Annotated in this window: 23 protein-coding genes and 1 pseudogene; 11 read left to right on the forward strand and 13 right to left on the reverse strand. The window is 72.0% G+C overall.

Annotated features, from left to right (window positions below; all coding sequences use genetic code 11):
- Positions 1-118: 118 nt before the first annotated feature.
- Together SSP29_RS25650 and SSP29_RS25655 are read left to right on the forward strand one after the other, a co-directional pair.
- Positions 119-706, forward strand: coding sequence for an RNA polymerase sigma factor (locus SSP29_RS25650; protein WP_089103159.1), 588 nt, complete (start codon positions 119-121; stop codon positions 704-706).
- The gene (locus tag SSP29_RS25655; RefSeq protein WP_089103160.1) at positions 696-1,451 is read left to right on the forward strand and encodes a zf-HC2 domain-containing protein; all 756 of its coding nucleotides are present in this window, start codon (positions 696-698) and stop codon (positions 1,449-1,451) included. Before SSP29_RS25650 ends, SSP29_RS25655 begins: the two co-directional genes overlap by 11 nt.
- A gap of 7 nt (positions 1,452-1,458) precedes the next feature.
- Here the strand turns inward: SSP29_RS25655 and SSP29_RS25660 are convergent, their stop codons facing one another.
- From SSP29_RS25660 to SSP29_RS25690, 7 genes are all read right to left on the reverse strand, one after another.
- The gene (locus SSP29_RS25660; RefSeq protein ID WP_089103161.1) at positions 1,459-3,261 is read right to left on the reverse strand and encodes an ABC transporter ATP-binding protein; all 1,803 of its coding nucleotides are present in this window, start codon (positions 3,259-3,261) and stop codon (positions 1,459-1,461) included.
- Positions 3,262-3,335: 74 nt separating this feature from the next.
- Positions 3,336-3,518: a hypothetical protein gene (locus SSP29_RS25665; protein ID WP_089103162.1), complete on the reverse strand. Its 183-nt coding sequence runs from the start codon at positions 3,516-3,518 to the stop codon at positions 3,336-3,338.
- Positions 3,519-3,780: 262 nt separating this feature from the next.
- Positions 3,781-4,521 carry an FAD:protein FMN transferase gene (locus tag SSP29_RS25670; RefSeq protein ID WP_438363812.1) on the reverse strand — a complete coding sequence of 247 codons (741 nt, stop codon included), beginning with the start codon at positions 4,519-4,521 and terminating at the stop codon, positions 3,781-3,783.
- A gap of 55 nt (positions 4,522-4,576) precedes the next feature.
- The gene (locus tag SSP29_RS25675; RefSeq protein ID WP_150134903.1) at positions 4,577-5,377 is read right to left on the reverse strand and encodes an FMN-binding protein; all 801 of its coding nucleotides are present in this window, start codon (positions 5,375-5,377) and stop codon (positions 4,577-4,579) included.
- A gap of 46 nt (positions 5,378-5,423) precedes the next feature.
- A complete protein-coding gene (locus SSP29_RS25680; RefSeq protein WP_150134904.1) occupies positions 5,424-6,806 on the reverse strand; it encodes a ferredoxin reductase family protein in 1,383 nt (460 codons plus the stop codon).
- A 59-nt stretch (positions 6,807-6,865) separates the two neighbouring features.
- Entirely contained in the window at positions 6,866-7,369 is a 504-nt protein-coding gene (locus SSP29_RS25685) for an FMN-binding protein (protein WP_089103164.1), read from the reverse strand.
- A 10-nt stretch (positions 7,370-7,379) separates the two neighbouring features.
- The gene (locus tag SSP29_RS25690) at positions 7,380-8,738 is read right to left on the reverse strand and encodes a ferredoxin reductase family protein (RefSeq protein WP_089103165.1); all 1,359 of its coding nucleotides are present in this window, start codon (positions 8,736-8,738) and stop codon (positions 7,380-7,382) included.
- A 153-nt stretch (positions 8,739-8,891) separates the two neighbouring features.
- Between SSP29_RS25690 and SSP29_RS56320 the strand changes: the two genes are divergently transcribed.
- Positions 8,892-9,632 carry a response regulator transcription factor gene (locus tag SSP29_RS56320; protein ID WP_089103166.1) on the forward strand — a complete coding sequence of 247 codons (741 nt, stop codon included), beginning with the start codon at positions 8,892-8,894 and terminating at the stop codon, positions 9,630-9,632.
- 4 nt (positions 9,633-9,636) lie between these two features.
- Entirely contained in the window at positions 9,637-11,133 is a 1,497-nt protein-coding gene (locus SSP29_RS25700) for a sensor histidine kinase (protein ID WP_089103167.1), read from the forward strand.
- On the opposite strand, the gene SSP29_RS25705 is transcribed toward SSP29_RS25700, so the two are convergent.
- Positions 11,120-12,082 carry an alpha/beta hydrolase gene (locus tag SSP29_RS25705; protein ID WP_089103168.1) on the reverse strand — a complete coding sequence of 321 codons (963 nt, stop codon included), beginning with the start codon at positions 12,080-12,082 and terminating at the stop codon, positions 11,120-11,122. The genes SSP29_RS25700 and SSP29_RS25705 overlap by 14 nt on opposite strands.
- 75 nt (positions 12,083-12,157) lie before the next feature.
- Positions 12,158-12,877 carry a FadR/GntR family transcriptional regulator gene (locus SSP29_RS25710; protein WP_167450001.1) on the reverse strand — a complete coding sequence of 240 codons (720 nt, stop codon included), beginning with the start codon at positions 12,875-12,877 and terminating at the stop codon, positions 12,158-12,160.
- 108 nt (positions 12,878-12,985) lie between these two features.
- Between SSP29_RS25710 and SSP29_RS59115 the strand changes: the two are divergent.
- A pseudogene (locus SSP29_RS59115) lies at positions 12,986-13,288 on the forward strand (bifunctional D-altronate/D-mannonate dehydratase); the annotation flags it as partial.
- Between the two features lie 303 nt (positions 13,289-13,591).
- On the opposite strand, the gene SSP29_RS25720 reads toward SSP29_RS59115, so the two are convergent.
- The 3 genes from SSP29_RS25720 to SSP29_RS25730 all read right to left on the reverse strand — a co-directional run bounded on the left by SSP29_RS25720 (position 13,592) and on the right by SSP29_RS25730 (position 15,873).
- Complete coding sequence (locus SSP29_RS25720) at positions 13,592-14,296, reverse strand: L,D-transpeptidase family protein (RefSeq protein WP_089103170.1); 705 nt, start codon at positions 14,294-14,296, stop codon at positions 13,592-13,594.
- Positions 14,297-14,299: 3 nt separating this feature from the next.
- Positions 14,300-14,887, reverse strand: a complete 588-nt coding sequence (locus tag SSP29_RS25725) for a pyridoxamine 5'-phosphate oxidase family protein (RefSeq protein ID WP_089103171.1) — start codon at positions 14,885-14,887, stop codon at positions 14,300-14,302.
- Positions 14,888-15,006: 119 nt separating this feature from the next.
- Positions 15,007-15,873 (reverse strand): hypothetical protein, encoded by an 867-nt coding sequence (locus tag SSP29_RS25730; RefSeq protein ID WP_089103172.1) that lies wholly within the window; start codon positions 15,871-15,873, stop codon positions 15,007-15,009.
- A 189-nt stretch (positions 15,874-16,062) separates the two neighbouring features.
- Here SSP29_RS25730 and SSP29_RS25735 point away from each other — a divergent pair, with 189 nt between their 5' ends.
- The 3 genes from SSP29_RS25735 to SSP29_RS25745 all read left to right on the forward strand — a co-directional run bounded on the left by SSP29_RS25735 (position 16,063) and on the right by SSP29_RS25745 (position 20,502).
- Positions 16,063-17,256 (forward strand): argininosuccinate synthase, encoded by a 1,194-nt coding sequence (locus SSP29_RS25735; protein ID WP_089103173.1) that lies wholly within the window; start codon positions 16,063-16,065, stop codon positions 17,254-17,256.
- 79 nt (positions 17,257-17,335) lie between these two features.
- Positions 17,336-18,766, forward strand: a complete 1,431-nt coding sequence (argH, locus tag SSP29_RS25740; protein ID WP_089103174.1) for an argininosuccinate lyase — start codon at positions 17,336-17,338, stop codon at positions 18,764-18,766.
- 299 nt (positions 18,767-19,065) lie between these two features.
- On the forward strand, positions 19,066-20,502 hold the full coding sequence (locus SSP29_RS25745; RefSeq protein ID WP_150134907.1) for a gluzincin family metallopeptidase: 1,437 nt from the start codon (positions 19,066-19,068) through the stop codon (positions 20,500-20,502).
- A gap of 2 nt (positions 20,503-20,504) precedes the next feature.
- On the opposite strand, the gene SSP29_RS25750 is transcribed toward SSP29_RS25745, so the two are convergent.
- Positions 20,505-21,260, reverse strand: coding sequence for a hypothetical protein (locus SSP29_RS25750; RefSeq protein ID WP_089103175.1), 756 nt, complete (start codon positions 21,258-21,260; stop codon positions 20,505-20,507).
- Positions 21,261-21,439: 179 nt separating this feature from the next.
- Here SSP29_RS25750 and SSP29_RS25755 point away from each other — a divergent pair, with 179 nt between their 5' ends.
- The 3 genes from SSP29_RS25755 (at position 21,440) to SSP29_RS25765 (ending at position 24,566) form a co-directional block, all read left to right on the forward strand.
- Complete coding sequence (locus tag SSP29_RS25755) at positions 21,440-22,411, forward strand: aldo/keto reductase (protein WP_089103176.1); 972 nt, start codon at positions 21,440-21,442, stop codon at positions 22,409-22,411.
- An 80-nt stretch (positions 22,412-22,491) separates the two neighbouring features.
- Positions 22,492-23,043, forward strand: coding sequence for a TetR/AcrR family transcriptional regulator (locus SSP29_RS25760; protein WP_150134908.1), 552 nt, complete (start codon positions 22,492-22,494; stop codon positions 23,041-23,043).
- Entirely contained in the window at positions 23,040-24,566 is a 1,527-nt protein-coding gene (locus SSP29_RS25765) for an MFS transporter (RefSeq protein WP_089103178.1), read from the forward strand. Before SSP29_RS25760 ends, SSP29_RS25765 begins: the two co-directional genes overlap by 4 nt.
- Positions 24,567-24,617 lie beyond the last annotated feature (51 nt).

Below are 24,617 nucleotides of genomic sequence, written 5' to 3' on the forward strand. Positions count from 1 at the left end.
CCGCTGACACCCGCGTGCGGGGCCCGGCCGGCCGACGGACAATGACCGTGTGATCTTCCGCGGCGAGCGGTCAGGCGGGCGGGCAATCCCCTGGCGGCCGTCGAACGTACACCGGGGTGTGTCGGGATTCCGGTTCCCCGTCGGCCGCCTCCCGGACGAGGCCCTGCTGTCCGGGCTGGCCACCGGAGACCCGGAGCTCGCCGAGCTCTTCGTACGGCGGTTCCAGCACCGGGTCTTCGGGGTCGCCATGGCGGTCACCGGGGACCAGCAGCTCGCCGAGGACGTCGCCCAGCAGACGTTCGAGCGCGCATGGCGGCATGCCCAGATCTACGACTCGCGCCGCGGCTCGGTCGGGACCTGGCTGACGACCATCGCGCACAACCTCGCCGTCGACGCCGTCCGCGCCCGGCGGACCGAACCGATGGCACCCGAGGACCTCGACCCCCTCCTCGACGCCGTCACCGAGACCCCCGAACGGTGGGCCCTGGCCGACGAGGCCTCCACCCAGCTCCGGGCCGCGCTGGCCCGGCTGCCACGAGAACAGGCCCGGGCCCTGATGATGGCCGGCATCTACGGCATGACGGCCCAGCAGATCGCCGACGCGGAGCGGATCCCGCTGGGCACGGCCAAGACCCGGATCAGAGCCGCGATGGCGAAACTCCGCACCGCGCTCGCGTCCCCGAAGGGAGGCGGCCATGTCCGGTGACGCGCACTGCGAGAAGCTGCGCGAGGTCGGCGCCGAACTGGCGCTGGGAGTCCTGCCCGGGCGCGAGCGGGCCGAGGCGGTCGCCCATCTGGACGGGTGCGCGGACTGCCGGGAGTACGTACGCCAACTCACCGGGATCGGCGACCGGTTGATCGGCCTGCTGCCGGAGAGTGACCCGCCGCCCGGCTTCGCGGCGCGGGTGGCGCGCAGCCTGGCCGAGCAGACGGCGGGACCGGAGGGGGCCCGGCCGGCCGGCGCCGCTCAGGGCCGGCGCGGCCGCGTCCGGCGCCTCCGGCTGCGGCTCGCGGCGGTCGCCGCCACCGCCGCGGTCGCCGTCGGCTTCGCAGGCTGGGCGATCGGCAACGCCGTCGAGGGGGCCGTCACCGCCGCCTCGTCGCCCGCCGTCGAGTCCGAACCCGTGCTGGTCGGGGACATGATCCCGGCCGGCGGCGGGCAGCCCGTCGGCGAGGTCTACGCCCATCCCGGCAGCCCCGCCTGGATGTTCGTGTCCGTCGCCCTCCCCGGCACCCCCTACAACGGCAAGATCACCTGCCTCCTGGCCCGCGCCGACGGCACGACCACGCGGGTCGGCGACTTCCCCGTCCGCGAGGGACGCGGCAACTGGGGCGCGGCGGTCCCCGTCGACCTCACCCGGTACTCCGCCTCCCGCCTCACCTCTCCCGACGGCACCGTCCTCGCCACCGCCCAGCTGCAGAAGGGCAAGGTGGTGACCCCGGAGGTGTGAACGGAGGTCAGGACAGCACCGCTCCTGTACCGAGCCGGTGCAGCCGGGCATACGGCCCCTCCCGCCCGAGCAGCTCCGCGGGCGCGCCGTCCTCGACGACCCGGCCGTGGTCGAGCACCACGATCCGGGTGGCGTCGCGGACGGCCGGCAGCTGGTGCGAGACCACCACGGTGGTCCGCCCGGCCATGAGCCGGCGCAGCGGCTCCATGACCCGCCGCACCGAGCGGACGTCCAGCCCGGCGGTCGGCTCGTCCAGAAGGAGCACCGGAGCGTCCCGGACCATCGCCCGGGCGATCGCCAGCCGCCGGCACTGTCCGCCGGAGAGCGTCCGGCCGCGCTGTCCGACGAGGGTGTCGTAGCCGTCCGGGAGCCGCTCGACGAACTCGTGGGCGTCCGCGGCCCGCGCCGCCGCGACGATCTCCGCCTCGGTGGCCGCCGGCCGGCCGTAGGCGATGTTCTCCCGCACGGTGCCGTGGAAGACGAGCGTCTCCTGCAGCACCACGGCGATGTTCTCCCGGACGTCGGTCAGGCTGAGTTCGCGCAGATCGGTCCCGTCGAGCCGGACCGCGCCCCGGTCGGGGTCGTAGAACCGCAACTGCAGCTTCGCGAGCGTGGACTTGCCCGCCCCGCTCGCCCCGACCAGCGCCAGCGTCTCCCCGGGAGCCGCCCGGAACGACACGTCCGACAGCGCCCAGGCCGCAGTGCCGGGATAGCGGAACCACACCCCGTCGAACTCCACGGCACCCCGCGCCCGGCCGATCCGGCGCGCCCCGGCGGCCTCGGTCACCTGGGGCCGCTCGTCGAGCAGTTCGATGATGCGTTCCGCGGCGGCGGAGGCCGTGTAGAAGGTGGTGCCGAGCCCGGACAGTCCGTGGACCGGGCTGTACAGCTTGCCGATCAGCGCGAGGAACACCAGCAGTCCGCCGAGCGTGAGCCGGCCCTGGGCCAGATTCCAGGTGCCGAGGGCCAGCACCGCGAGGCCGCCGGCCACCTCCACGAACTCGACCACGGGTGCGTACACGGCATGGATCCGCGCCGAGGCCATCGCCGCCCGGAACCGGCCGTCGTTCTCCCGCTCGAACCGGCGTGCCTCCCAGTCCTGCCGGTTGTACGCCTGCACGAGGACGACGTTGCCCAGCGACTCCTCGGCGATCGCGCCGAGCGCCCCGCCGCGGCGCCTGCGCTCCCGGGAGGCCTCCCTGACCAGCCGCGAGAAGTGCCGGGCCGCGCCCCAGAACAGCGGTACGACGACGAGGGCGAGCAGGGTCAGGTCCCAGCGGAGGTAGCAGAGCATGCCGAGGTAGACGCCCAGGCTGATCAGGTAGTACAGGGCGTCCGCGACACCCGAGAGCAGGAACGTCTCCACCGCGTCGACGTCGCCCGTGACCCTGGACAGCACGTCCCCGAGCCGTCGGCGTTCGAAGAAGCCGAGCGAGAGCCCCTGGACATGCCGGAACACCTCGGAGCGCAGCGTGAGCAGGAAGCGTTCGCCGACCCAGGTGGACGTCACGTCGTCGGCGAAGCCGAGGGCGCCGGAGCAGAGGACGAGGCCGAGATAGACGGGGGCGATCCACAGCAGAGGCCGCAACTCCCGCGCTACGAGCACGTCGTCGACGACGAACTTGAAGAGCCACAGCTCCGCGGCGTCGACCGCGGGGGAGGTCAGGCTCAGCAGGACGAGCGGCACGAGCCAGCGGCGGCCGCCGTGGGTGTACGGCCAGAACCGCCGGAAGACCTCGCGTGGGGAGACCGGGGGAGCGGCCGCGACCACGGTGCCGGAGGGATCGCCGGCCGGCAGTACTCGCGCCATGACGGGGTTCCTCGCGACCACCGGCGAAGCGGACCGGCCGACCCGGCGCCGGTCCGCTCAGCCTTCGGGTGTGGTCAGTAGCGGTTGTGGTCGTGCCGGTCACCGTGGTCGTGCCGGTCACCGTGGTCGTGCCGGTGACCGTGCCGGTCGCCGTGGTCGCGGTCGTGGTCGTGCCCGTGGTCGTGGCCGTGCCGGTCGTTGTGGTCGCGGTCGCGGTCCCGGTGGTTGAACGGCATGAGGTTGCTGAAGACGGCCATGGTGTTCCTCCCGAAACTTGCTTCACAGGGGGTACGGCCGAGAGGGAGGGATGGATGGCGTTTTACGGGACAAAATGAAAAGACATTGCGGTGAGTGTTTGACTGCGGGCCGGTGGGGGCTGGTCGCGCCCACGCGGCGGAGCCGCACATCAGATACAGCCCCGCGCCCCTTACGGGGCGCTGTCCAGCCGTGTCTCACATAGCTGCGGGCAGGCGTGCCGCAGCGGCACCCTGCAAGCGCCGGTAAGTGTCACCCCCGGCCTCAGCCCAGACGGGCGGCCAGCCCCCCGGTGCAGCGCACCTCGTCGCCGGCCGTGATCAGCAGCCCTTCCACACCCGGCAGCGACTCCAGCCAGGCCAACCCCGCCCGCGAGCCCATCGCGAACGCCGCCGTGGCCCAGCAGTCCACCCACGTCAGCCGCGGTCCCACCACCGTCACCGCCACCAGATCCGTCACCGCCGACTTCCCGGTCCGCGGGTCGACGATATGGGCGCCCCGCTCCGCCGTACCGGACGTGGCGACCGCCAGTTCCTCCACCCCCGCCGCCGAGATCACCGCCGCCAGCCCGCCCGGCCGCAGCGGATCGGCGATCCCCACCCGCCAGGCGCGCGTCGGCTCGGGTGCGCCGAACATCTGGACGTCACCGCCGCCGTTCACGCTCACCCCGCTCACCCCGGCCACCCGCCGGAGCACCTGCGCCGCCCGCTCGGCGGACCAGCCCTTCACGATCCCGGTGGGGTCGAGCCGGGCCCGGTAGCGCGTACTGAACCAGCCGTCGCTCACCCGCTCCGCCTCGGCCGCCAGCTCCAGCACCTCGGCCACCTCGGGATCGCAGTCGGCGACGCCGATCTCCTCCCGCGCCAGCCGGGACACCTGGCTGTCCTCGCGGTAGGTGCTGAACACCTCGTCGACCCGGTGCAGCCCGGCGACCGCCTCTTCGAGGGCCGCCCGTACGGCATCCGGATCCCCGCCGCGGACGTCGAAGGAGAAGACCGTCCCCATGACCTCCTCCGCATGACGCACCGCGGCGGGAGCTTCCGCGGACTCCGCCACGGCCTCAGCCACCGGCCTGGTCCAGCGCCGACTGCAGGGACTGCTTGTAGCCGGTGCTGGTGTAGGTGGCCCCGGAGACGGAGTCGATGCTGGCGTTCCCGGCCGCCACCGCCTCCTGGTTGAGCTTCGGGACGGAGAGCGCGGTCTTCTGGTCGCTGGTGCCGCCGCTGGGCGCCTGCACCGCCTCCGCCTTGGTGATCTTCCCGCCGGAGACGGTGATCCGGACCTGGACCGGCCCGTACTGGGTCTGCGCGACCTGCCCGGTCACCGTCTTGGCCTGCGCCTGCGCGGACCCGGACGACGAGGAGGAGCCCGAGGACGAGGAGGAGCCCGACGATGAGGAGGCGGCCGCCTCCTTCAGCTTGTCCAGCGCCGACTGCAGCGACTGCTTGTAGCCGGTGCTCGTGTACGTCGCCCCGGAGACCGAGTCGATGTTCGCGCTCTGCGCCGCCACCGTCTCCTTGTTGAGCTGCGGCACCGACAGCGCGGTCTTCTGGTCGCTGGTGCCGCCCTTGGGCGCCTGGATCGCCTGGGCCTGGGCGATCTTGCCGTTGGCGACGGTCAGCCGGACCTGCACGACCCCGTACTGCGTCTGGGTAGCGTCCCCGTCCACCGTCGTGGCCCCGGCGGCCCCGGTGCCGCCCTGCGGCGACTCCTGCCCCGCCGCCGCGGCCGACGAGGCCGCACCCGCGGCCGACGCGGACGCCGGGTCCGACGACGGCTTCAGCGACAGCAGCAGCACGACACCGGACACGGTCGCCGCGGTGGCCAGCACCACACGCCTGATGGGGTGACTCTTCCTCATCGCTTACGAACTCCCGATTCCCTGGATTCCCGCGTGGTCCCGTCGCTCACATCTCGAACGACTCGTGATGGATGCGGCGGGCGGGAACTCCCGCGCCGCGCAGTGCTTCGTACACGCCCTGCGCGAACCCGGGCGGGCCGCACATGAAGACGTCGTGGTTGTCGATGTCCGGGATCTTCCGCTGGAGGTTCTCGGCGGAGATGTCCGGCCGCTCGCCCTCCGGGCTGTTGACCGCGTACATCAGCCGGGCCCCGCGCTCGTTGGCGATCTTCGCCAGTTCGTCCCAGAGGGCCAGGTCCTGCGTGGTGTTGGCCCGGTAGAGCAGGGTCAGGTCGCCTGCGGCGCCGGGCAGCGTCTCGAACAGCGCCCGCATGGGCGTGATCCCGACGCCACCCGCCACCAGCAGGACCTTGCCGCGGCTGCGCCGGGACGCGGTCATCGCCCCGTACGGCCCTTCGGCCCACACCTTGGTTCCGGGCCGTAGTTCGCGCAGCCGCGCGCTGTGGTCGCCGATCGCCTTGACGGTGATCCGCAGCATGTCGGGGCGCGGGGCCGCCGACAGGGAGTACGGGTGCGAGCTGAACCGCATCCCGGGGGCCATGAACCGCCAGCGGAAGAACTGGCCGGCCTCCGCGCCCATCCGGTGCAGCTTGCGCCCGCCGATCAGCACCGACACGATGCCCGGCGTCTCCTCGATGACCGCCTCGACCCGCATGCGGTGCCGCAGGTTGAGCCGGATCGGGGTGAGGATCCGGTACCAGACCACCAGCGCGGTGACCACGCCGTACAGCCCGTACCAGAAGGTCTTCGCCATCGGCGTGAGCGCGAAGTCGTTGCCGGTGGTGATCTGGTGCCAGAAGGTCAGGAACACCGCCGCGTACGTCAGCAGGTGCACGTGGTACCAGGTGTCGTACGGCATCCGGCGCCGGACCGGGCCGATCGAGGTCAGGCCGATGACGACGAACAGGCCGGTGCCGATGGCGGCCTTGCCCATGTCGGGGAGCTGGTTCACGGAGTCGATGGTCTGCTGGACGATGTCGTTCAGCGTCTTGCCGGCCTGCAGCGCGTAGCCCCACATGATGAGGAAGACGTGCGCGAAGACCAGGCAGAGCGTGTAACGGCCGCTCATCGCGTGCCAGCGGGCGACGCGGTCGGAGCCGACCCGCCGCTCCAGCGCGGGCACCCGGGCCATCTGCAGCACGACCAGCGCCATCAGATACCCGGCCAGCAGGCCGGTGATCCGGCCGGCGTTGAGGATCTTGCCGTTCTGGTCGGCGATGGACGGGGTGTTGTGCCACCACAGCCACAGCACGGCCGCCGCGCCCGCCCATACGGCGAGCAGCAGCGGTACGGCCGGGGAGCGGCGCGGGCGGATGCGGCGCATCGTCTGTCGTCGGGCGGCACGTCCGCCTGCGAGCGTGGTGGTCACGGTTCCTCCGTAGGGAATTGACCCTTGGCCCACAGATACGTGCCGTACTGCCCGAGTGTTCAGAGACCTGCGGAGTCCAGTGCCGACTGGAGTGACTGCTGGTAGCCCTGGCTGGTGTAGGTGGCCCCGGAGACGGTGTCGATGCTCGCGCTCTGCGCCGCCAGCGCCTCGCTGCGCAGCTGCGGCAGGGCGTAGTCGTTGATCTGCTGGTCCCGGGGGTTGTCCGACGGGTACTGGAGCGCCGTGACGTCGGTGATCTTGCCGTTCTTGATGGTCACCTTCACCTGGACGGGACCCCAGCGGGTCTGCACGGTGTCCCCGGTGACGGTCTTGGTGCCGGTGCTGCTGCTCCCCGACTTGCCGGAGCTGCCGGAGCTGCCCGAGCCGCTGCTCGCGCCCGGTGAGGAGCTCGCGGCGGCCGACGGCGCGGGTGCCGCCGAGTCGGTGATCACGGTGGGGGCGGTGTGCGGCTTCAGCGCCAGCAGCATCACTATCCCGGAGACGGTGGCGGCACTCGCCAGCATGATGCGGCGCAGCGGCCGGTTCTTGTTCAGTGCGTGCACGACAGGGGCCTCACAGCTCGAACGACTCGTGGTGGATACGGCGGTCCGGCACTCCGGCGGCCCGCAGCGCCCCGTACAGCTCCTGGGCGAAGCCGTGCGGGCCGCAGATGTACACGTCGTGTCCGGCGAGACCGGGGACGGTCGCCCGCAGCGCGTCCGCCGTGAGGGCGGGGCGTTCGCCGCGCGGACCGTTGAGGGCGTAGAGCACCCGGGCCCCGCGCCACCGCGCGATCGCCTCCAGCTCGCCGCCCAGCGCCAGGTCCTCGGCGGTACGCGCCCGGTAGAGCAGCGTGACCTCGCCGGGCAGCGTCTCGAAGAGCGCCCGCAGCGGGGTGACCCCGACGCCGGCCGCGATCAGCAGGGAGCGGTGGCGGGTGGCCCGGTCGGCGGTGAGGGAGCCGTACGGCCCCTCCGCCCACACCCGGGTACCGGGGCGCAGCAGCGCGACGGCCGTGCTGTGGTCGCCGAGCGCCTTGACCGTGATCCGCAGCAGGTCGCCGCGCGGCGGCGCCGACAGGGAGTACGGCGTGGACGTCCAGCCCATGCCGTCACCGCCGAAGAACCGCCAGCGGAAGAACTGCCCCGCCTGCGCGCCCAGTTCACCGATCCGCCGGCCCCGCACCACGACGGAGTACACGCCGGGTGACTCCTGTTGCACGGACTCCACCCGCAGCCGGTGCCGGAGGTTGAGCCGCACCGGCGCCAGCAGCCGGAACCACACCACCAGGGCCGCTACCCCCAGGTACAGCGCGTACCAGAAGGCGGTGGCGACCGGCTTGCCGTTGAAGTCGTTGCCCAGCGTCAGCTGGTGGAAGAAGGCGAGGAAGACGGCCGCGTAGGTGAGGAGGTGGACGTAGTACCAGAACTCGTAGCTGGTACGCCGGCGCGCCGCGCGCATCGAGGTGATGCCGACGGCGAAGAGGATCACCGTGCCGGCGGTCGCCTTGAGCATGTCGGGGTAGTCCAGCACGACGTTCAGCGTCTCGTGGACGATCGAGGCGTGGTCCTGGGCCGCGTACCCGGTGAGGATCAGCGCGATGTGCGCGACCAGCAGACACACCGTGTACCGCCCGGCCATCGCATGCCACCGCGCCACCCGGTCGGAGCCGACCCGGACCTCCAGCAGCGGCACCCGGGCCATCAGGCCGACGAGCACCGCGCAGGCGTACCCGCACAGCAGCCCGGCCATCCGCCCGGCCCCGGTCAGCCAGCCCGCCGCTCCGACGACCGAGCCGGTGTCCGACCACCACAGCGCGATCACGGCCGCCGCTCCGGCCCACAGCACGGTGAGCACGGCGGCGGCGGGGGAGCGGCGCGTGGCCACGGCGGGCACGGCCGGGGCCGTATGCCGTTCGTCCACGGTCGTCATGAGTTGGGTCCTTTCTCCGTCCGGTGCCGCCACTGTGCAGCCCGAACCTCTGAGGGACCTCTCAGTGCCCGCCCTGCTCAGCGCACTCAGAGCAAACTCAGAGCACCCGTGGTCCCCCTCTCGCCGCCGGCAGGGGCGATGCTGGTAGACGCGATGAACACGACCCGCTCCGGCCGCCCCGCCCTCACCCGCCCCGACGGCACCCCGCTCCGCGTCCTCGTCGTCGACGACGACCCCGACCTCGCGGAGGTCCTCACCGGCGCCCTGCGCTACGAGGGCTGGGAGGTCCGCGCGGCCGGCGACGGCGCGGCCGCGCTGACCACGGCCCGGGAGCTGCTGCCGGACGCGGTGGTCCTCGACGTGATGCTCCCGGACACCGACGGCTTCGCCGTGCTCCGCTCGCTGCACCAGGTGAAGCCGGACGTCTGTGTGCTCTTCCTCACCGCCCGGGACGCCGTCGAGGACCGCATCGCCGGCATCACCGCGGGCGGTGACGACTACGTCACCAAGCCCTTCAGCCTGGAGGAGGTGATCGCCCGGCTGCGCGGCCTGCTGCGCCGGGCCGGCATGGCCCGCCAGCAGGAGGACGGCCCCCGGCTGGTCGTCGGCGACCTGACCATGGACGAGGAGGCCCGCGAGGTGTCCCGGGCCGGCGAGCTGATCGAGCTCTCGCCGACCGAGTTCGAACTCCTCCGCTTCCTGATGCGCAACCCGCGCCGCGTCCTCAGCAAGGCACAGATCCTGGACCGCGTCTGGTCCTACGACTTCGGCGGCCGCGCCCATGTCGTCGAGCTGTACATTTCCTACCTGCGCAAGAAGGTGGACGCGGGCCGCGAACCCATGATCCACACGGTCCGCGGCTCGGGCTACGTCCTCAAACCGGCGACCAGGTGACCAGGTGACTCTTCTACGACGGCTACGGCACCTGCCCTGCCCCCGCACCCTCCGCGCCCGCCTCACCGTGGGCCTGGTCGTGCTGCTGGCGGTGAGCTGCGCGGCCGTGGGCATCGCGGCGGTGGTCGAGCTGGACGGCTTCCTCACGGGCCGCCTGGACCAGCAGCTCCAGCAGACCGGCCCGAGCTTCCCGCAGTCCCTCGAACACGGCACGTACAAGCCCAGCGACCGGGACGGCGACGAGCACGGCGACACCCGCCGCCAGGCCGCCGGCACCTTCGGCGCCCGCCTGCTCAAGGGCCGGGTCACCAACGCGGCCCTGATCCCCTCCGGAGCCGACCCGGACCTGACCGTCGCCCTCACGGACCACGACCGTGCGGCCCTCGCCGCACTGCGGGTCGACGGCCGCGGCCACACGGTCCGCCTCTCCTCGATCGGCGACTACCGGCTCCTGGCCTGGACGGGCCGCGACGGCGACGTCCTGGTCACCGGTCTGCCCCTGGAGCCGGTACGGGCCACCGTCCACCGCCTGGAACTGGTCGCCGCCGGCGTCTTCGGCCTCGCCCTCGCCACCGCCGGGGTGGCCGGCGCCCTCTGGGTCCGCTGGTCCCTGCGCCCGCTGAGCCGGGTCGCGGCCACGGCCACCCGGGTCAGCGAACTCCCACTCGCCAGCGGGGAGGTGGCCCTGCCGCCCCGGGCCCCCGAATCCGACCCCCGCAGCGAGGTCGGCCGGGTGGCCGCCGCCTTCAACCGCATGCTGGGCCACGTCGAGGACGCGCTGACGAAACGCCACGCGAGCGAGGAACGCCTGCGCTCCTTCGCGGCCGACGCCAGCCACGAACTGCGCACCCCGGTCGCCTCGGTCCGCGGCCACGCGGAACTGGCGCTGCTCCACCCGGGCCCCCTGCCCCCCGAGATCACCCGGGCCCTGGAACGCATCGCCGCCGAGTCCTCCCGCATGGGCGAGATGGTCGACGACCTCCTCCTCCTGGCCCGCCTGGACGCCGGACGCCCCCTGGAGAGCCACCCGGTCGACCTCACCCACCTCGTCCTGGACGCGGTCACGGACGCCCGCGCCGCGGGCCCCGACCACCGCTGGACCCTCGACCTCCCCGAAGAACCGGTGACGGTGACCGGCGACAGCCACCGCCTCCAACAGGTACTGGCCAACCTGCTGGCCAACGCACGGCTGCACACCCCCGCCGGCACGAAGGTGACGGTGACCCTGGAGACGGACGACGCGACGGCGGTCCTCCACGTCCACGACGACGGCCCCGGCATTCCCCCGGACATCCAGCCCGGCGTGTTCGAACGCTTCACCAGAGCGGAACACCGCCGCCGCGCGGACGCCTCCGGAGGCGGAGCGGGCCTGGGCCTGTCGATCGTGGCGGCGGTGGTGGAGGCGCACGGGGGGACGGTGGCCCTGGAAAGCGCCCCGGGATCGACGACGTTCACCGTCGGGCTTCCGGCAGCTGGTGTGCGGAGCGCTACGGAGCTGTGAGGCGGAGGGGCCGGCCGGCCCGCGCGGCAGCGTTGGCCGAGGCGAGGACCGCGTTGGCCGCGGCCCGCCAGTCGCGTGCGGGCTGCCGGTCCGGCAGCCCGCACGATCCGTGGACGTGGCCGGGCAGGGTCCGGCTGACCGCCTGCACGCCGGCGTCGCGCAACCGGGCCGCATAGGCCTCGCACTCGTCCCTGCGCGGGTCGAACTCCGCGTTGACGAGGTAGGCGGGTGCCACGCCGTCGAGGCCGGGGGCGAAGAGCGGGGACGCGTAGGGGTGGGCCCGCTCGGCGAGCGAGGAGAGATAGAGATCGATCATGGCGAGGTCCGCCTCGCGCGTCGTGTCGTGTTCCGGGCGAGGGTGCCGCCACGCGCTCGACGTCTTGGTGACGTCGGTGCCGGCGGCCTCCAGCAGGTGCAGGGCGATGGCGGGGCCGTCCAGGTCCCGTGCCATCAGCGCGACCACGGCCGCGAGGTTCCCGCCCGCGGACACGCCGCCCACCGTGACGGCGTCGCGTGCGATGCCGTGCCGCTCGGCGTCCGCGACCAGCCCGCGCAACGCGGTGTAGCAGTCGTCGGCTCCGGCCGGGAACCGGTGTTCCGGAGCCAGCCGGTACTCGACCGACGCCACGAGGCACGCGGCGTCGTGGGCGCGTCGGGAGAGCAGGCCGTCCAGATCCCCGGCCAGCGCGGAGCCGAGGACGAACCCGCCGCCGTGGAAGTAGACGTGCAGCGCAAGGCCGCCGTCACCGGCGGGCCGGTACAGACGGACCGGGACGTTCTCGATCACGATGTCGCTGATCTCGACGTCGTCCACCGGCCCGTCGGAGAGGTCCGGCGCCCGCCAGGCCCGCAGCTGCGGGAGCGCGGCCTCGATGTCCTGGACGCCTTCCCCCATCGACCGGTACTGCTCCAGCAGCGCACGGACGGGGGCCGCCAGTTCCTTCGCCATCCATCCTCCCCTTAGGTGGGATGTTTAGTGAGGCGAGATCTATCGGTGGGACGATAGGTCGGGCCTGGCGTGGCGTCAAGAACGCGCCGGGAAGCTGTCCGGTGCCGGGGGTGCGGTCTCTTCGCGCCGGTTGCGCCGCTCATTGCTCGACGCGAGGTGCGCCCGCATGGCCGCGGCGGCCGACTCCGAGTCGCCGAGCAGGATGTGGTGGGCGATCAGCGCGTGTTCCTGGGCCGCGGCCCTGACGTCCGTGGGGGTGTGGTGGGCGGCGCGCATGAATCGTTCCAGCAGCTGGGCGGTGGTGTCGACGACGCTGAGATAGAGGCGGTTGTGCGCGGCCGCCGCGATCGAGCGGTGGAAGGCGACGTCTCGCGCGTAGAGGTCCTCGTCGCGGCGGACGGCGTCCTGGTAGGCGGCCAGGGCGGCGCGGATCTCCTGCAGTTCCGCCTCTTCGGCGCGTTCGGCCGCCCGGGCCGCCGCGTCCACCTCCAGCAGGACGCGCAGTTCGAGGAGTTCGCCGACGGCCGCGTCCTGCAGCATCGCGGCCGTGAAGCCCTGTGTGATGGCGGAGCTGCCGTCGATCTTCTGGACCGTGGTCCCGGCGCCGGCGCGCACGTCCAGGACGCCCGTGGCGACCAGGCTCTGGACGGCCTCGCGCAGTGAGTTCCGGCCCACGCCGTAGCGCGTCATCAGCTCGCGTTCGGGCGGCAGCTTCGAGCCCTGCTCGAACACCCCCGAGGTGATGTCGTCGAGCAGTTGCTGGGCCACGATCTGGCCCCGGGTCCGGGCAGCCACGGGAAACGGCCTCCTGTCAGACGGTTGACGCCAAACATCCTTCATTTTAGCTTTGCGGCTACAAACGTCCTACCAAGAGGATGTTTCCTGGGTCCGAGAGGCATGACCGTGAAGATCACATCCGCCGAAGTCGTCGTCACCTGCCCGGGCCGCAACTTCGTGAGTCTACGTCTGGAGACCGAGGACGGCGTGGTCGGCTGGGGCGATGCCACGCTCAACGGCCGCGAACTCGCCGTCGCGAGCTACCTGCGCGACCAGGTGAACCCGGTGCTGCTCGGCCGCGACGCCCGCGCGATCGAGGACACCTGGCAGTACCTGTACCGCGGGAGCTACTGGCGCCGCGGCCCGGTCACGATGGCCGCCGACACCGCGAAGGACCTGGTCATCATCAACATCGCCGTCGCGCTGCCCCAGTCGCTGGTCCCCTTCGCCGCCCCGGCGCTGATCGCCCTCGGCGGCTACCCCGCGCTGTACCTGACGCTGGCGGCGCTCGGTCTGCTCGGTGCCGCCGCCATCCTGCGCGTGCCGGAGGTGGGACGAGAGCACATACCCGGCCGCTCGGCACCGATCACCCGCGTCTGAGACCGCCGCCGCACAGCGAGGCCGCAGGGGATCAGCGATCTCCGGCGCGCGAGCAACCGGCACACCGGCGCACCCGGCACGACCACACGTCGTACCGGCGCCGAGGATCAGGCCCGTTCCGCCGGTCGGCGATCAGTACCGGGAAAGCGCCGTACTCCCGCTCACCGTCCCGATGGCGATATGCGGTGCCTTCTTCGGATCCGCCCACCGCACGATCTCCCGCATCGCCTCCTCCGGCACCGACACGCACCCGGCCGTGGCCCCCTGCCCGTTGACATGCAGGAAGATCCCGGCCCCCCGCCCCCGCACGGGCTGCGAGTAGTTGAACCCGATCACCAGCGCGTACGCGTACTGCGTCGTGTACGACGACAGCTTCTCCGACTCGGCGGCCCGGCAGTCGGACGGCAGCGGCTCGACCCAACGGTTGTAGGAGGCCGAGTCGTTGTCCTGGCACCACCACGAATTCGCCGTCACCGGCCGGTACTCGACGGAGGTCCCCGTCGGCGCCGCCTGGAGGCCGAACCCGAACGGCAGGTCGTACAGGCCCGTCGGGGTCGTGTTCGTCCCCTGCTGCCGCTTGTCCCCCTCGACCAGCCCCTTCGCGCCGAACCGCGCGGCGGCCGACCCCACCTGCGCCCACTGCCCGTCCCGGCGCTCCCACCAGGTCAGGGTCCCCGACGTCGAGCTCAGTGCGGACGCCTGCGCGGTGATCAGCTGGCTGCCGCCGCCCGTGTCGGCCAGCTGGGCGGGCAGCGGTTGCGGATCCCCGCCGCCCGGTGCCGCACCGAGCAGCAGCAGGGACGCGGAGACAAGGGTGACGACGACGCCTGGACGCATGGCTCAGACGGTAGACGGAGGCAGCGGCAACGGCAGCCCGGGTAGGCCGTCCAGGCTCACCGCGATGTGGTCCTTCTTCTCGAAGTACGCGCTCAGCGAGGCGTCGTCCTCGCGCGCGAAGCGCTTCCCGTGCAGCTCACGGTCGGACTCGTACGCCATGTAGGGGACCGCGTAACCACAGCTGTCGCGAATGAGTTCGGCGTGGACGACGATGATCGCGCGCAGGCCGTGCAGGGCCGGGTCGATGTCCGGGAAACGGGTGAGGAGTTCCGCGAAGCGCGGGTCGTCACGGAAGACCGCCTCGCCGCGGCCGTGCACCCGCACGATGTTCGGCGGGCCCTGGAACGCGCACCACATCAGGGTGATGCGGCCGTTCTCCCGCAGATGGGCGATGGTCTCGGCGTTGGAGCCGGCGAAGTCCAGGTAGGCCAGGGTGAGTTCGTCGAGTACGGCGAAGGAGCCCCGGAGGCCCTTGGGGGAGAGGTTGACCGTGCCGTCGCCCGCGAGCGGGGCGGTGGCGGTGAAGAACAGGGGCTGTTCCTCGATGAACGTGCGGAGCCTGCCGTCTATGCGCTCATAGGTCTTTCCCATACCTGGAAATTATCGGCGCGTTTACTTCGCACGTCTAAGGAATTCCGGGATCCGGACAGGCCCCACTGCGGCCGCCCCGGCCGGCGCTGTACACGGGGCGGCCACAGCTGCCTGTCACGTCACTTGGTGAGCGTGCAGGCGGCCAGGGAGTCGAGGCCGGTCGGCTTGGTCGACGTCCGGCCGATCGCGATGGCGATCCGGTCGATGGTCGACTTCCGCTTGTCCTCCAGCGGGCCGAGGATCGCGTTCTGCACGAAGTTCGGGCCACCCTGGCCGACCGTGGTCTGGAGCCGGTTGTTGGCCTCGGAGATCTGGGTCTGGAGCAGGGTGAGGTTGCGGTCGACCTCGGCCTGCGCGGACGCGGGGATCGCGGGCAGCTGGGAGGCGACGTCCGGGCAGGTGATCGTGCCGACGGCACTGGTGCCGGTGCTCGTGCTGCCCGTCGACTGCTGCTGGGTCGCGGCCGTGCTCGGTGCGGCCGAGGCGGAGGCGGTGCCCGTCGCCGTACCGCTGCCCGTGTTGGTGCTGGTCCCGCTCGCGTTCAGGGTGCACGGCGCCAGCGAGTCCAGGCCGGTCGGTTTGGCGGCCGTACGGCCGATCGCGGTCGCGATCCGGTTGACGGTCGCCACCCGCTTGTCCTTGAGGGGGCCGAGGATCGCGTTGTTGACGAAGTTCGGCCCGCCCTGGCCCACCGTGTCGACCAGCCGCTTGTTGGCTTCCTGGATCTGCGTCTGCAGGAGCGTGAGGTTCCGGTCGACCTCGGCCTTCGCGGAGGCCGGGATCGCGGGCAGCTGGGAGGCGACGTCCGGGCAGGTGATGGTGCCGGGCGAGGCGGCGAGGGTGCGCGCGTTGCTCGTGCCACTGCTCTTGTCGGGCGTACCGGCGAGGGCCGAACCGGCGATGACCGCACCGGAGAGCGCGACGGCGGCAGCGCCGCCGATGAGCACGACGCGACGCTTGTTGTACTTCGGAAGAGCCCTGGACATGCGGATGCCTCACTTGGGTCAGAGGTGGGTTTACAAACGCGGCGCCGGCGTTCAGGGATGGGTACGAGAAAGCGGTTTCGTTTGTTCAAACCTTTTTCATATCTGTCCGCCGAAGCCGGTCGGATTGACGAATCATGCAGAGCTCTGCATACTCATGCATAGCGAGCGGATGTACGGGAGGAGGGACCCATGACCGAGCGCGTCGTACTCGCCTACTCCGGCGGGCTTGACACCTCCGTCGCCATCGGCTGGATCGCCGAGGAGACGGGCGCCGAGGTCATCGCCGTCGCGGTGGACGTCGGCCAGGGCGGCGAGGACCTGGACGTCATCCGCAAGCGCGCCCTGGCGTGCGGCGCGGTCGAGGCCGAGGTCGCCGACGCCAGGGACGAGTTCGCCGACGAGTACTGCCTCCCGGCGATCAAGGCCAACGCCCTCTACATGGACCGCTACCCGCTGGTCTCCGCCCTCTCCCGGCCGGCGATCGTCAAGCACCTGGTCGCCGCCGCCCGCAAGCACGGCGCCGGCACGGTCGCCCACGGCTGCACCGGCAAGGGCAACGACCAGGTCCGCTTCGAGGCCGGCATCGTCGCCCTCGCCCCCGACCTCACCTGCATCGCACCGGTCCGCGACTACGCGATGACCCGTGACAAGGCCATCGCCTTCTGCGAGGCGAAGCGCCTCCCGATCGCGACCACCAAGAAGTCCCCGTACTCCATCGACCAGAACGTCTTCGGCCGCGCCGTCGAGACAGGCTTCCTGGAAGACATCTGGAACGGCCCGATCGAGGACATCTACGAGTACACCCGGAACCCGGCCGTCCCGCGCGAGGCCGACGAGGTGGTCATCACCTTCGAAGCGGGCGCCCCGGTCGCGATCGACGGCAGGCCGGTCACCGTGCTCCAGGCGATCCAGGAGCTCAACGAGCGCGCGGGCGCCCAGGGCGTGGGCCGCATCGACATGGTCGAGGACCGCCTCGTCGGCATCAAGTCCCGCGAGGTGTACGAGGCGCCGGGCGCGATCGCGCTCATCACCGCCCACCAGGAGCTGGAGAACGTCACCGTCGAGCGCGAACTCGCCCGCTACAAACGGCAGGTGGAGCAGCGCTGGGGCGAACTCGTCTACGACGGCCAGTGGTTCTCCCCGCTCAAGCGCGCCCTGGACGGCTTCGTCGACGAGGCCAGCCAGCACGTCACCGGCGACATCCGGATGACCCTGCACGGCGGCCGCGCGGTCGTCACCGGCCGCCGCTCCGACTCCTCCCTCTATGACTTCAACCTCGCCACCTACGACACCGGCGACTCGTTCGACCAGGCCGCGGCCAAGGGCTTCATCGACATCTACAGCCTGTCGTCGAAGATCGCGGCCAAGCGAGACCTCGCGTAAGCAGTAGCGTGACGACCGCCTCCCCGTTCATGGCCGGGGAGGCGGTGCCACATCCGTATCTCTTCTAGGAGCAACGCAAGTGAGCAGCAACAGCGGTGACGTACGGCTCTGGGGCGGCCGTTTCGCCGACGGTCCCGCCGAGGCCCTGGCGAAGCTGTCCGCGTCCGTCCACTTCGACTGGCGGCTCGCGCCCTACGACATCGCCGGCTCGCGTGCCCACGCGCGCGTGCTGCACAAGGCGGGCCTGCTCACCGAGGACGAGCTCCAGCGCATGATCGCCGGCCTCGACCGGCTGGAGGCCGACGTCGCCGACGGCTCCTTCGTCGGCACGATCGCCGACGAGGACGTGCACACCGCCCTGGAGCGCGGCCTCCTCGAACGCCTCGGCCCCGACCTCGGCGGCAAGCTCCGCGCCGGCCGCTCCCGCAACGACCAGGTCGCGACCCTCTTCCGGATGTACCTCCGGGACCACGCCCGCACCATCGGCGGCCTGATCGCCGACCTCCAGGACGCCCTCATCGGCCTCGCGGAGGCCCACCCGGACGTGGCGATGCCCGGCCGCACCCACCTCCAGCACGCCCAGCCGGTCCTCTTCGCCCATCACGTCCTGGCCCACGTCCAGTCCCTGTCCCGGGACGCCGAGCGGCTGCGCCAGTGGGACGACCGCACGGCCGTCTCCCCGTACGGCTCCGGCGCCCTCGCCGGCTCCTCCCTCGGCCTGGACCCGGAGGCGGTCGCCGCCGACCTCGGCTTCGAGCACGGCAGCGTCGCCAACTCCATCGACGGCACGGCCTCCCGCGACTTCGTGGCGGAGTTCGCCTTCATCACCGCGATGATCGGCGTGAACCTCTCCCGGATCGCGGAGGAGATCATCATCTGGAACACGAAGGAGTTCTCCTTCGTGACCCTGCACGACGCGTTCTCCACGGGCTCGTCGATCATGCCCCAGAAGAAGAACCCCGACATCGCGGAGCTGGCCCGCGGCAAGTCCGGCCGCCTGATCGGCAACCTGACCGGCCTCATGGCCACCCTCAAGGCGCTGCCCCTCGCCTACAACCGCGACCTCCAGGAGGACAAGGAGCCGGTCTTCGACTCCTGCGACCAGCTGGAGGTCCTGCTCCCCGCCTTCACCGGCATGATGGCCACCCTCACCGTCAACCGCGACCGCATGGAGGAACTGGCCCCGGCCGGCTTCTCCCTCGCCACCGACATCGCCGAGTGGCTGGTCAAGCAGGGCGTCCCCTTCCGGGTCGCCCACGAGGTGGCCGGCGAGTGCGTCAAGGCGGCGGAGGCCGAGGGCAAGGAACTGGACGAACTGACCGACGACCAGTTCGCGAAGATCAGCGCCCACCTGACCCCCGAGGTCCGCTCGGTCCTCAACGTCCCCGGCGCCCTCGCCTCCCGCAACGGCAGGGGCGGCACGGCACCCAGCGCGGTGGCGGTCCAGCTGTCCGAGGTCAAGGCGGACGTGGCGGCACAGCACACCTGGGCTACGGCCAGGACGGCCTGACCCAGGCCTGAGCCACCACAGCCAGAAGGGCCCGGACACATTTCCGGGCGCTTCTGGCTGCGCCGTCCCTCGACTGGCCGCCGAACCCGCCGCGTTCGGCGGCCGGTGTGTACCGGGCGTGGGCCAGCAGGGACGGCCTGCCCGGCCGCACCACTGCTGCTCGGAGGCGCTGCCGACTGCTCCTGTTCGAATTGACACCGGGCTACCGGGGCCTCGTACTGAACCAGGAGACACTTTTGATCAAAAGCGTCTCTTCGGTGCACTCCACCACCCCCACCCCACCCCCACATGGAGCCGCCATGACGGTGCAGCCTCAGCAAGCGACCATGCCGACAGTCCTGGTGTTCGAGGACGACCCCGGCGGAGATCCTCTGCACATCAACATGCCCGTACCGCATCCCGTCCCCCAACTGGACACCCAGCCCTTCCCGACGGCCATCGCGGAGACCGCGCCGCAGCCGAACGGCGCCGGGCCCGGCACCGAGGCGTTCCGCTACTGGGTGGCGGCCGACTCGCTCGGCCGGGCCGGCCAGACCTGGGGTCCGCTGGTTCCGGCCGGGACCAAGTGGCATCCGAAGGTCGGACGCGCCCTCACGGCGCACCTCAACGCAGGGGACGACCTGAACGCCTTCTACGACCGTAAAGGCGTGTGGTTCTTCCGCAGCACGGTGGCAGGCGTCAACATCGCCGCGTGCGAGAGCAACGAGGTCGTCCTGCACGAGACGGGGCACGCGGTCCTCGACGCCCTGCGTCCCCAGTTGTTCAACATGGCGAGCGCGGAGACGGCCGCCCTGCACGAGGCGTTCGGCGACATCAGCGCCCTGCTGGGCTCGCTCCAGCTGGAATCGCTGCGGATCGCGGTCCTGGGCGAGACGCACGGCAACCTCGAACTGTCCTCGCGGGTGTCCAGGATGGCCGAGCAACTGGGCTGGGCGATCCGCCAGGGCGCGCCGAGCGCGGTGGACCCGGACTGTCTGCGCAACATGGCGAACAACTTCTTCTACCGCGACCCGGTGCTGCTGTCGCCCAGCGAGCCCGCGAGCAGGCTCTCCAGTGAGCCGCACTCGTTCTCCCGGGTGTTCAGCGGCGCCTTCCTGAAGATCGTCGCGGGGATCTTCCGGCAGCAGGACCTGCAGGACCACGCCGGTCTGGGCAGGGCGGCCGAGATCGCGGGACAGCTGCTGGTGGACGCGGTCGTGGCCGCACCCGTGGTGTCCGCCTACTACGCGCAGGTGGCGGGCCACATGATCGCCGCGGACCAGCGCCGCAACGGCGGCATGTACGGCCAGTCCCTGCGCTCGGCGTTCATCCGGCACGGCATTCTCTCCCTGGAGGCCGCCGCCTCCATCACCGAGCCGGAGGTGGCACGCCGAAACGCCGGAATCACCGAAGCGATGCCGGGCGGCGATGACGAAGAGGGGCTGACGCCCGTCACGGTCCAGGGGACGATCTACGGCGTCACCCAGCCGCTGACCCTCTCCGCCCCCGCGCAGGAGCGACGCTTCGGCATCGCGGGCTCCGACCCCGCCGGCGGTTCGGTGCGGCCCTCCGACCCCGAGCGCGTCGCGACGTCGTTCCTTGAGGACCTGTTCCGCCGCGGCCGGGTCCAGGTGCCCGCGGAGCACCGCTCCGCCACGTCGTTCGCGGACGACAGCCCCTCCCGGCTCAAGACGCACGAGATCACGCGGAACACGACCGGCGAGGGCCTGGCCCTGGTCCGGCGGTGCTTCGACTGACGTCACTGCATAAACCGCAGACGACGGACGGTGAGCCGTCCGTCGTCCTCGCGGTTGATCACGTGCGTCGTTTTGGGCGTCGGTTCCTCGCCCTCGAAGACCGCCTCGCCGCGGGCCAGCAGGTCGCTGACGAACTTCTCGGCGGCCGCCAGGTCCTCCACCCCGCCCTGCACGTCCACCGAGAAACCGGAGCGCTCCAGCACTTCGGTGCCCCGCGCGGTCGCCATGGCTGTCACGAGCCGCTGGGAGACGACCTGCACGGCAACGGCCTCGGTCTCGTCCATGGCCGCGGTCAACGCGGACTGGTCCTGGCCGTCCGGCACCCCGATACGCACCCGGAACACAGGGCGGTTCTCCATCGCGGTCACGGTGAACACCGGGTGCGGCGCGGTACGCATCCCCGCCTCCCGTGCGAACGCGCGCTCCGCGGCGTTCTCGCCCACGAAGACACAGTCGTCGGCTGCCGCTCCCGCGGTGCTCGCGACCGCCCGGTCGAAGATCCCGCGACTGTCCTTCGCGCCCCAGTGCACGAGGGCCTCGTCCGTGAAACGGCCGGGGAACGCCTCCGCCAGCGCGGCCGCCGCCCGTGCTGCGGCACCGTTGCCGGACCCGGGGTTGGAGATGATGCCCTTGCGCACCTCGTGCAGGGCGTCGAGCACGGCGACGACACGCGGCAGGGGCCGCAGTCTCAGCGAGCCGTCGGGATCCACGTGGGGTTCCGCAAGGGTCTCCCCGATGTCGAAGAAGATCACAGACATGGTGAGTGCCTCCCCGTGGTGAGCGCTTTCGAGTCGGGACCGCCAGGGTGAAAACGCTGTGGGAGTGACATGCGACGACAGCTCCCGGCGCGAGCTGAACCGCGCACGGCTGGGTAGATTTGTGCGAGATCCCGCTCCTGACGCGGGATCCCCCCACGCCGATCGTGCAGGGAGCCCGCATGCCGTTCAGCCGTCTGGCCGCCGCGACCACGCCCACCGCGCACATCGGGCTCGGCCTCGCCGCGGTCGGCCGCCCCGGTTACATCAACCTCGGCCGCGAAGCCGACCTCGGCGAGGACCGCAGTGTCGGCGCCCTGCGAGCCCGCACGCACGAACTCCTCGACGCCGCCTACGCCCAGGGCGTCCGCTACTTCGACGTGGCCCGCTCCTACGGCCGCTCCGAGGAGTTCCTCGCCGGCTGGCTGACCGCCCGCCCCGACGTCACCGATGTCGTCGTGGGCAGCAAGTGGGGCTACACCTACACGGCCGGCTGGTCGGCGGACGCCGAGACGCACGAGGTCAAGGACCACAGCCTGCGGACGTACGACCGTCAGCGCGCCGAGACCGCCGCGCTGCTCGGCGACCGGCTCGACCTGTACCAGATCCACTCGGTGACCCCGGACAGCCCCGCCCTCACCGACAAGGAACTCCACGCCCGCCTCGCCGAAGCCGCGGCCGGCGGCCTCACCATCGGCTTCTCCACCAGCGGCCCTGCCCAGGCCGACGCCGTCCGTGCCGCCCTCGCCGTCACGGTCGGCGGCGAGCCCCTCTTCCGTACCGTCCAGTCGACGTACAACGCCCTGGAGACCTCGGCGGGACCGGCCCTCGCCGAGGCGCACGACGCCGGGCTGACGGTGATCGTGAAGGAGGGCATGGCCAACGGCCGCCTCGCCGCCCCGCACGCCCCCGACGTCCTGCAGGCCGTCGCCGGGGAGACCGGCCTGGGCGCGGACGCCGTCGCCCTCGCGGTCGTACTGCGCGAGCCCTGGGCCGGAGTGGTCCTCTCCGGCGCGGCGACGCTCGGCCAGCTCGCCTCCAACCTCCACGCGCCCGTGGTCGACCTCGACGCGGACCAGCTGACCCGGCTCGCCGCTCTGGCCGAGGAACCGCGCGCCTACTGGGAGCGACGCGGCAGCCTGCCCTGGCACTGACACGACCCCTGATCCGCTCTCTGTGAGTCACGCATGCCAGCAATGAGACATCAGTGTCTCATGTGGGCTACTATTGTCTCATGGCTCTCGATCGCGACCACGTCCTGCGCAGCGCAGCCGCCCTGCTGACCCGCAAATCCACCGCGACCATGGACGAGGTCGCCAAGGCCGCCGGGATCAGCCGGGCCACCCTGCACCGGCACTTCGCCGGGCGGGACGCGCTCGTCCGCGCGCTGGAGGCGCTCGGCATCGAGGAGTGCGAGGCGGCCCTGGACGCGGCCCGCCTGGACGAGGGCCCCGCGGCCGACGCCGTGCACCGCCTGGTCCGCGAGATCGAACCGGCCGCCGGCCTGCTCGCCTTCCTCTACACCGAGAACCAGCTCTTCGAGGGCGAGGGGCAGAACCAGGGCTGGACGCGGATCGACGACCGCATCGCGGCCCTCTTCCGGCGCGGCCAGCAGAGCGGCGAGTTCCGTATCGATCTCACGCCCGCGTGGCTCACCGAGGCGCTGTACGGCCTGCTGGCCTCCGCCGCCTGGGCGGTCTCGGAGGGCCGCGTCGCCCGTATGGACTTCACCCACATGATCGTCGAGCTGTTGCTCGGCGGCGCACGACGAAGAGAGGAATCATGACCAGCACCCTGCAGCCGGCGCGCGTCGCGGAGGCGGAGGAGAGGCGTCCGGGCCGTTGGCTCGCGCTCTCCGCCCTCGTGCTCGCCGTGCTGTTGGTGGCCGTCGACGCGACCGTCCTCGGCCTGGCGACCCCCTACATCAGCGAAGACCTCGACCCCTCCGGCACCCAGCTGCTCTGGATCGGCGACGTCTACTCGTTCGTCATCGCCGGCCTGCTGGTCTCCATGGGCAGCCTCGGCGACCGCATCGGCCGCAAGCGGATCCTGCTCGTCGGCGCGACGGCGTTCGGCGCGATATCCGTCCTGAACGCGTACGCGACGACCCCCGGGATGCTGATCGCGGCCCGCGCCCTGCTGGGCGTCGCGGGCGCGACCCTGATGCCCGCGACCCTCGCCCTGATCCGCAACCTCTTCCACGACCCGCGCGAGCGCAGCCTCGCCGTCGGCATCTGGGGCGCGGCGGCCTCGGCCGGCACGGCCGTCGGCCCGATCACGGGCGGCTTCCTGCTGGAGCACTTCTGGTGGGGCTCGGTCTTCCTGATCAACCTGCCGGTGATGGTGGTCCTGGTCCTCGTCGGCAGCAGGAAGCTCCCCGAGTCCCGCAACCCCGACCCCGGCCCCTGGGACCTGACCAGCGTCGTCCTGTCGCTGGTCGGCATGATCGCCGTCGTGTACGCGGTGAAGGAGGCCGCCACCCACGGCCTCACCGGCGTGACCGCGGCCACCGCCCTCCTCGGCACCGCGGCCCTCTGCGGCTTCGTCCGCCGCCAGCTCACCATGCCCAGGCCCCTGTTGGACATGCGACTGTTCCGCAACCGGGGCTTCAGCGGCGCGGTCCTGGCCGACCTGCTGACCGTGCTCGGCATGTCGGGCCTGGTGTTCTTCCTCTCCCAGTACCTGCAACTGGTCCAGGGCAGGCACCCGTTCGAGGCGGGCCTCGCCGAACTCCCGGCCGCGGTCGGCGCGGTGGCGGCGGGCCTGGTGGCCGGCCGGGCGGCCCGCCGCTACTCGGTACGGGCGGTGGTCTCCGGCGGCCTCGCGGCGGTCGGCGTCGCCCTCGCGGCCCTGACCACCCTCTCGCAGTCCACCGGCTACCCGATCCTCGGCGCCGCCCTCCTGGTGGTCGGCATCGGGGCGGGCTTCTCCTTCACGGTCACGGCGGACGTCATCCTCTCCAGCGTCCCCAAGGACCAGGCGGGCGCCGCCTCGGCGGTCTCCGAGACGGCGTACGAACTGGGCGCGGCGCTCGGCATCGCCCTGCTCGGCTCGATCGTGACGGGCGTCTACCGAGGCTTCACGGCTCCGCCGGGCACCCCGGCCGCCGCCCGTGAATCGCTGGGCGCGGCGGTGGAGGCATCGACGGCCATGCCCGCCCCCACGGCGACCGCGATGCTGACGGCGGCCCGCGACTCCTTCACCCACGGCCTCCACCTGGCCTCGGGCGCGGGCGCCGCGGTCCTCCTGGCGACGGCGCTGGCGGCCTGGTTCTTGCTGCGAAATCAACGGTTGGAGAGCGCCCCGTAGGGGCGCGGGGCTGTATCCGATATGCGGCTGACGCCGCGTGGGCGCGCCCAG

This window comes from Streptomyces hyaluromycini, from assembly GCF_002217755.1.
In the GTDB taxonomy this organism is placed as follows: domain Bacteria; phylum Actinomycetota; class Actinomycetes; order Streptomycetales; family Streptomycetaceae; genus Streptomyces; species Streptomyces hyaluromycini.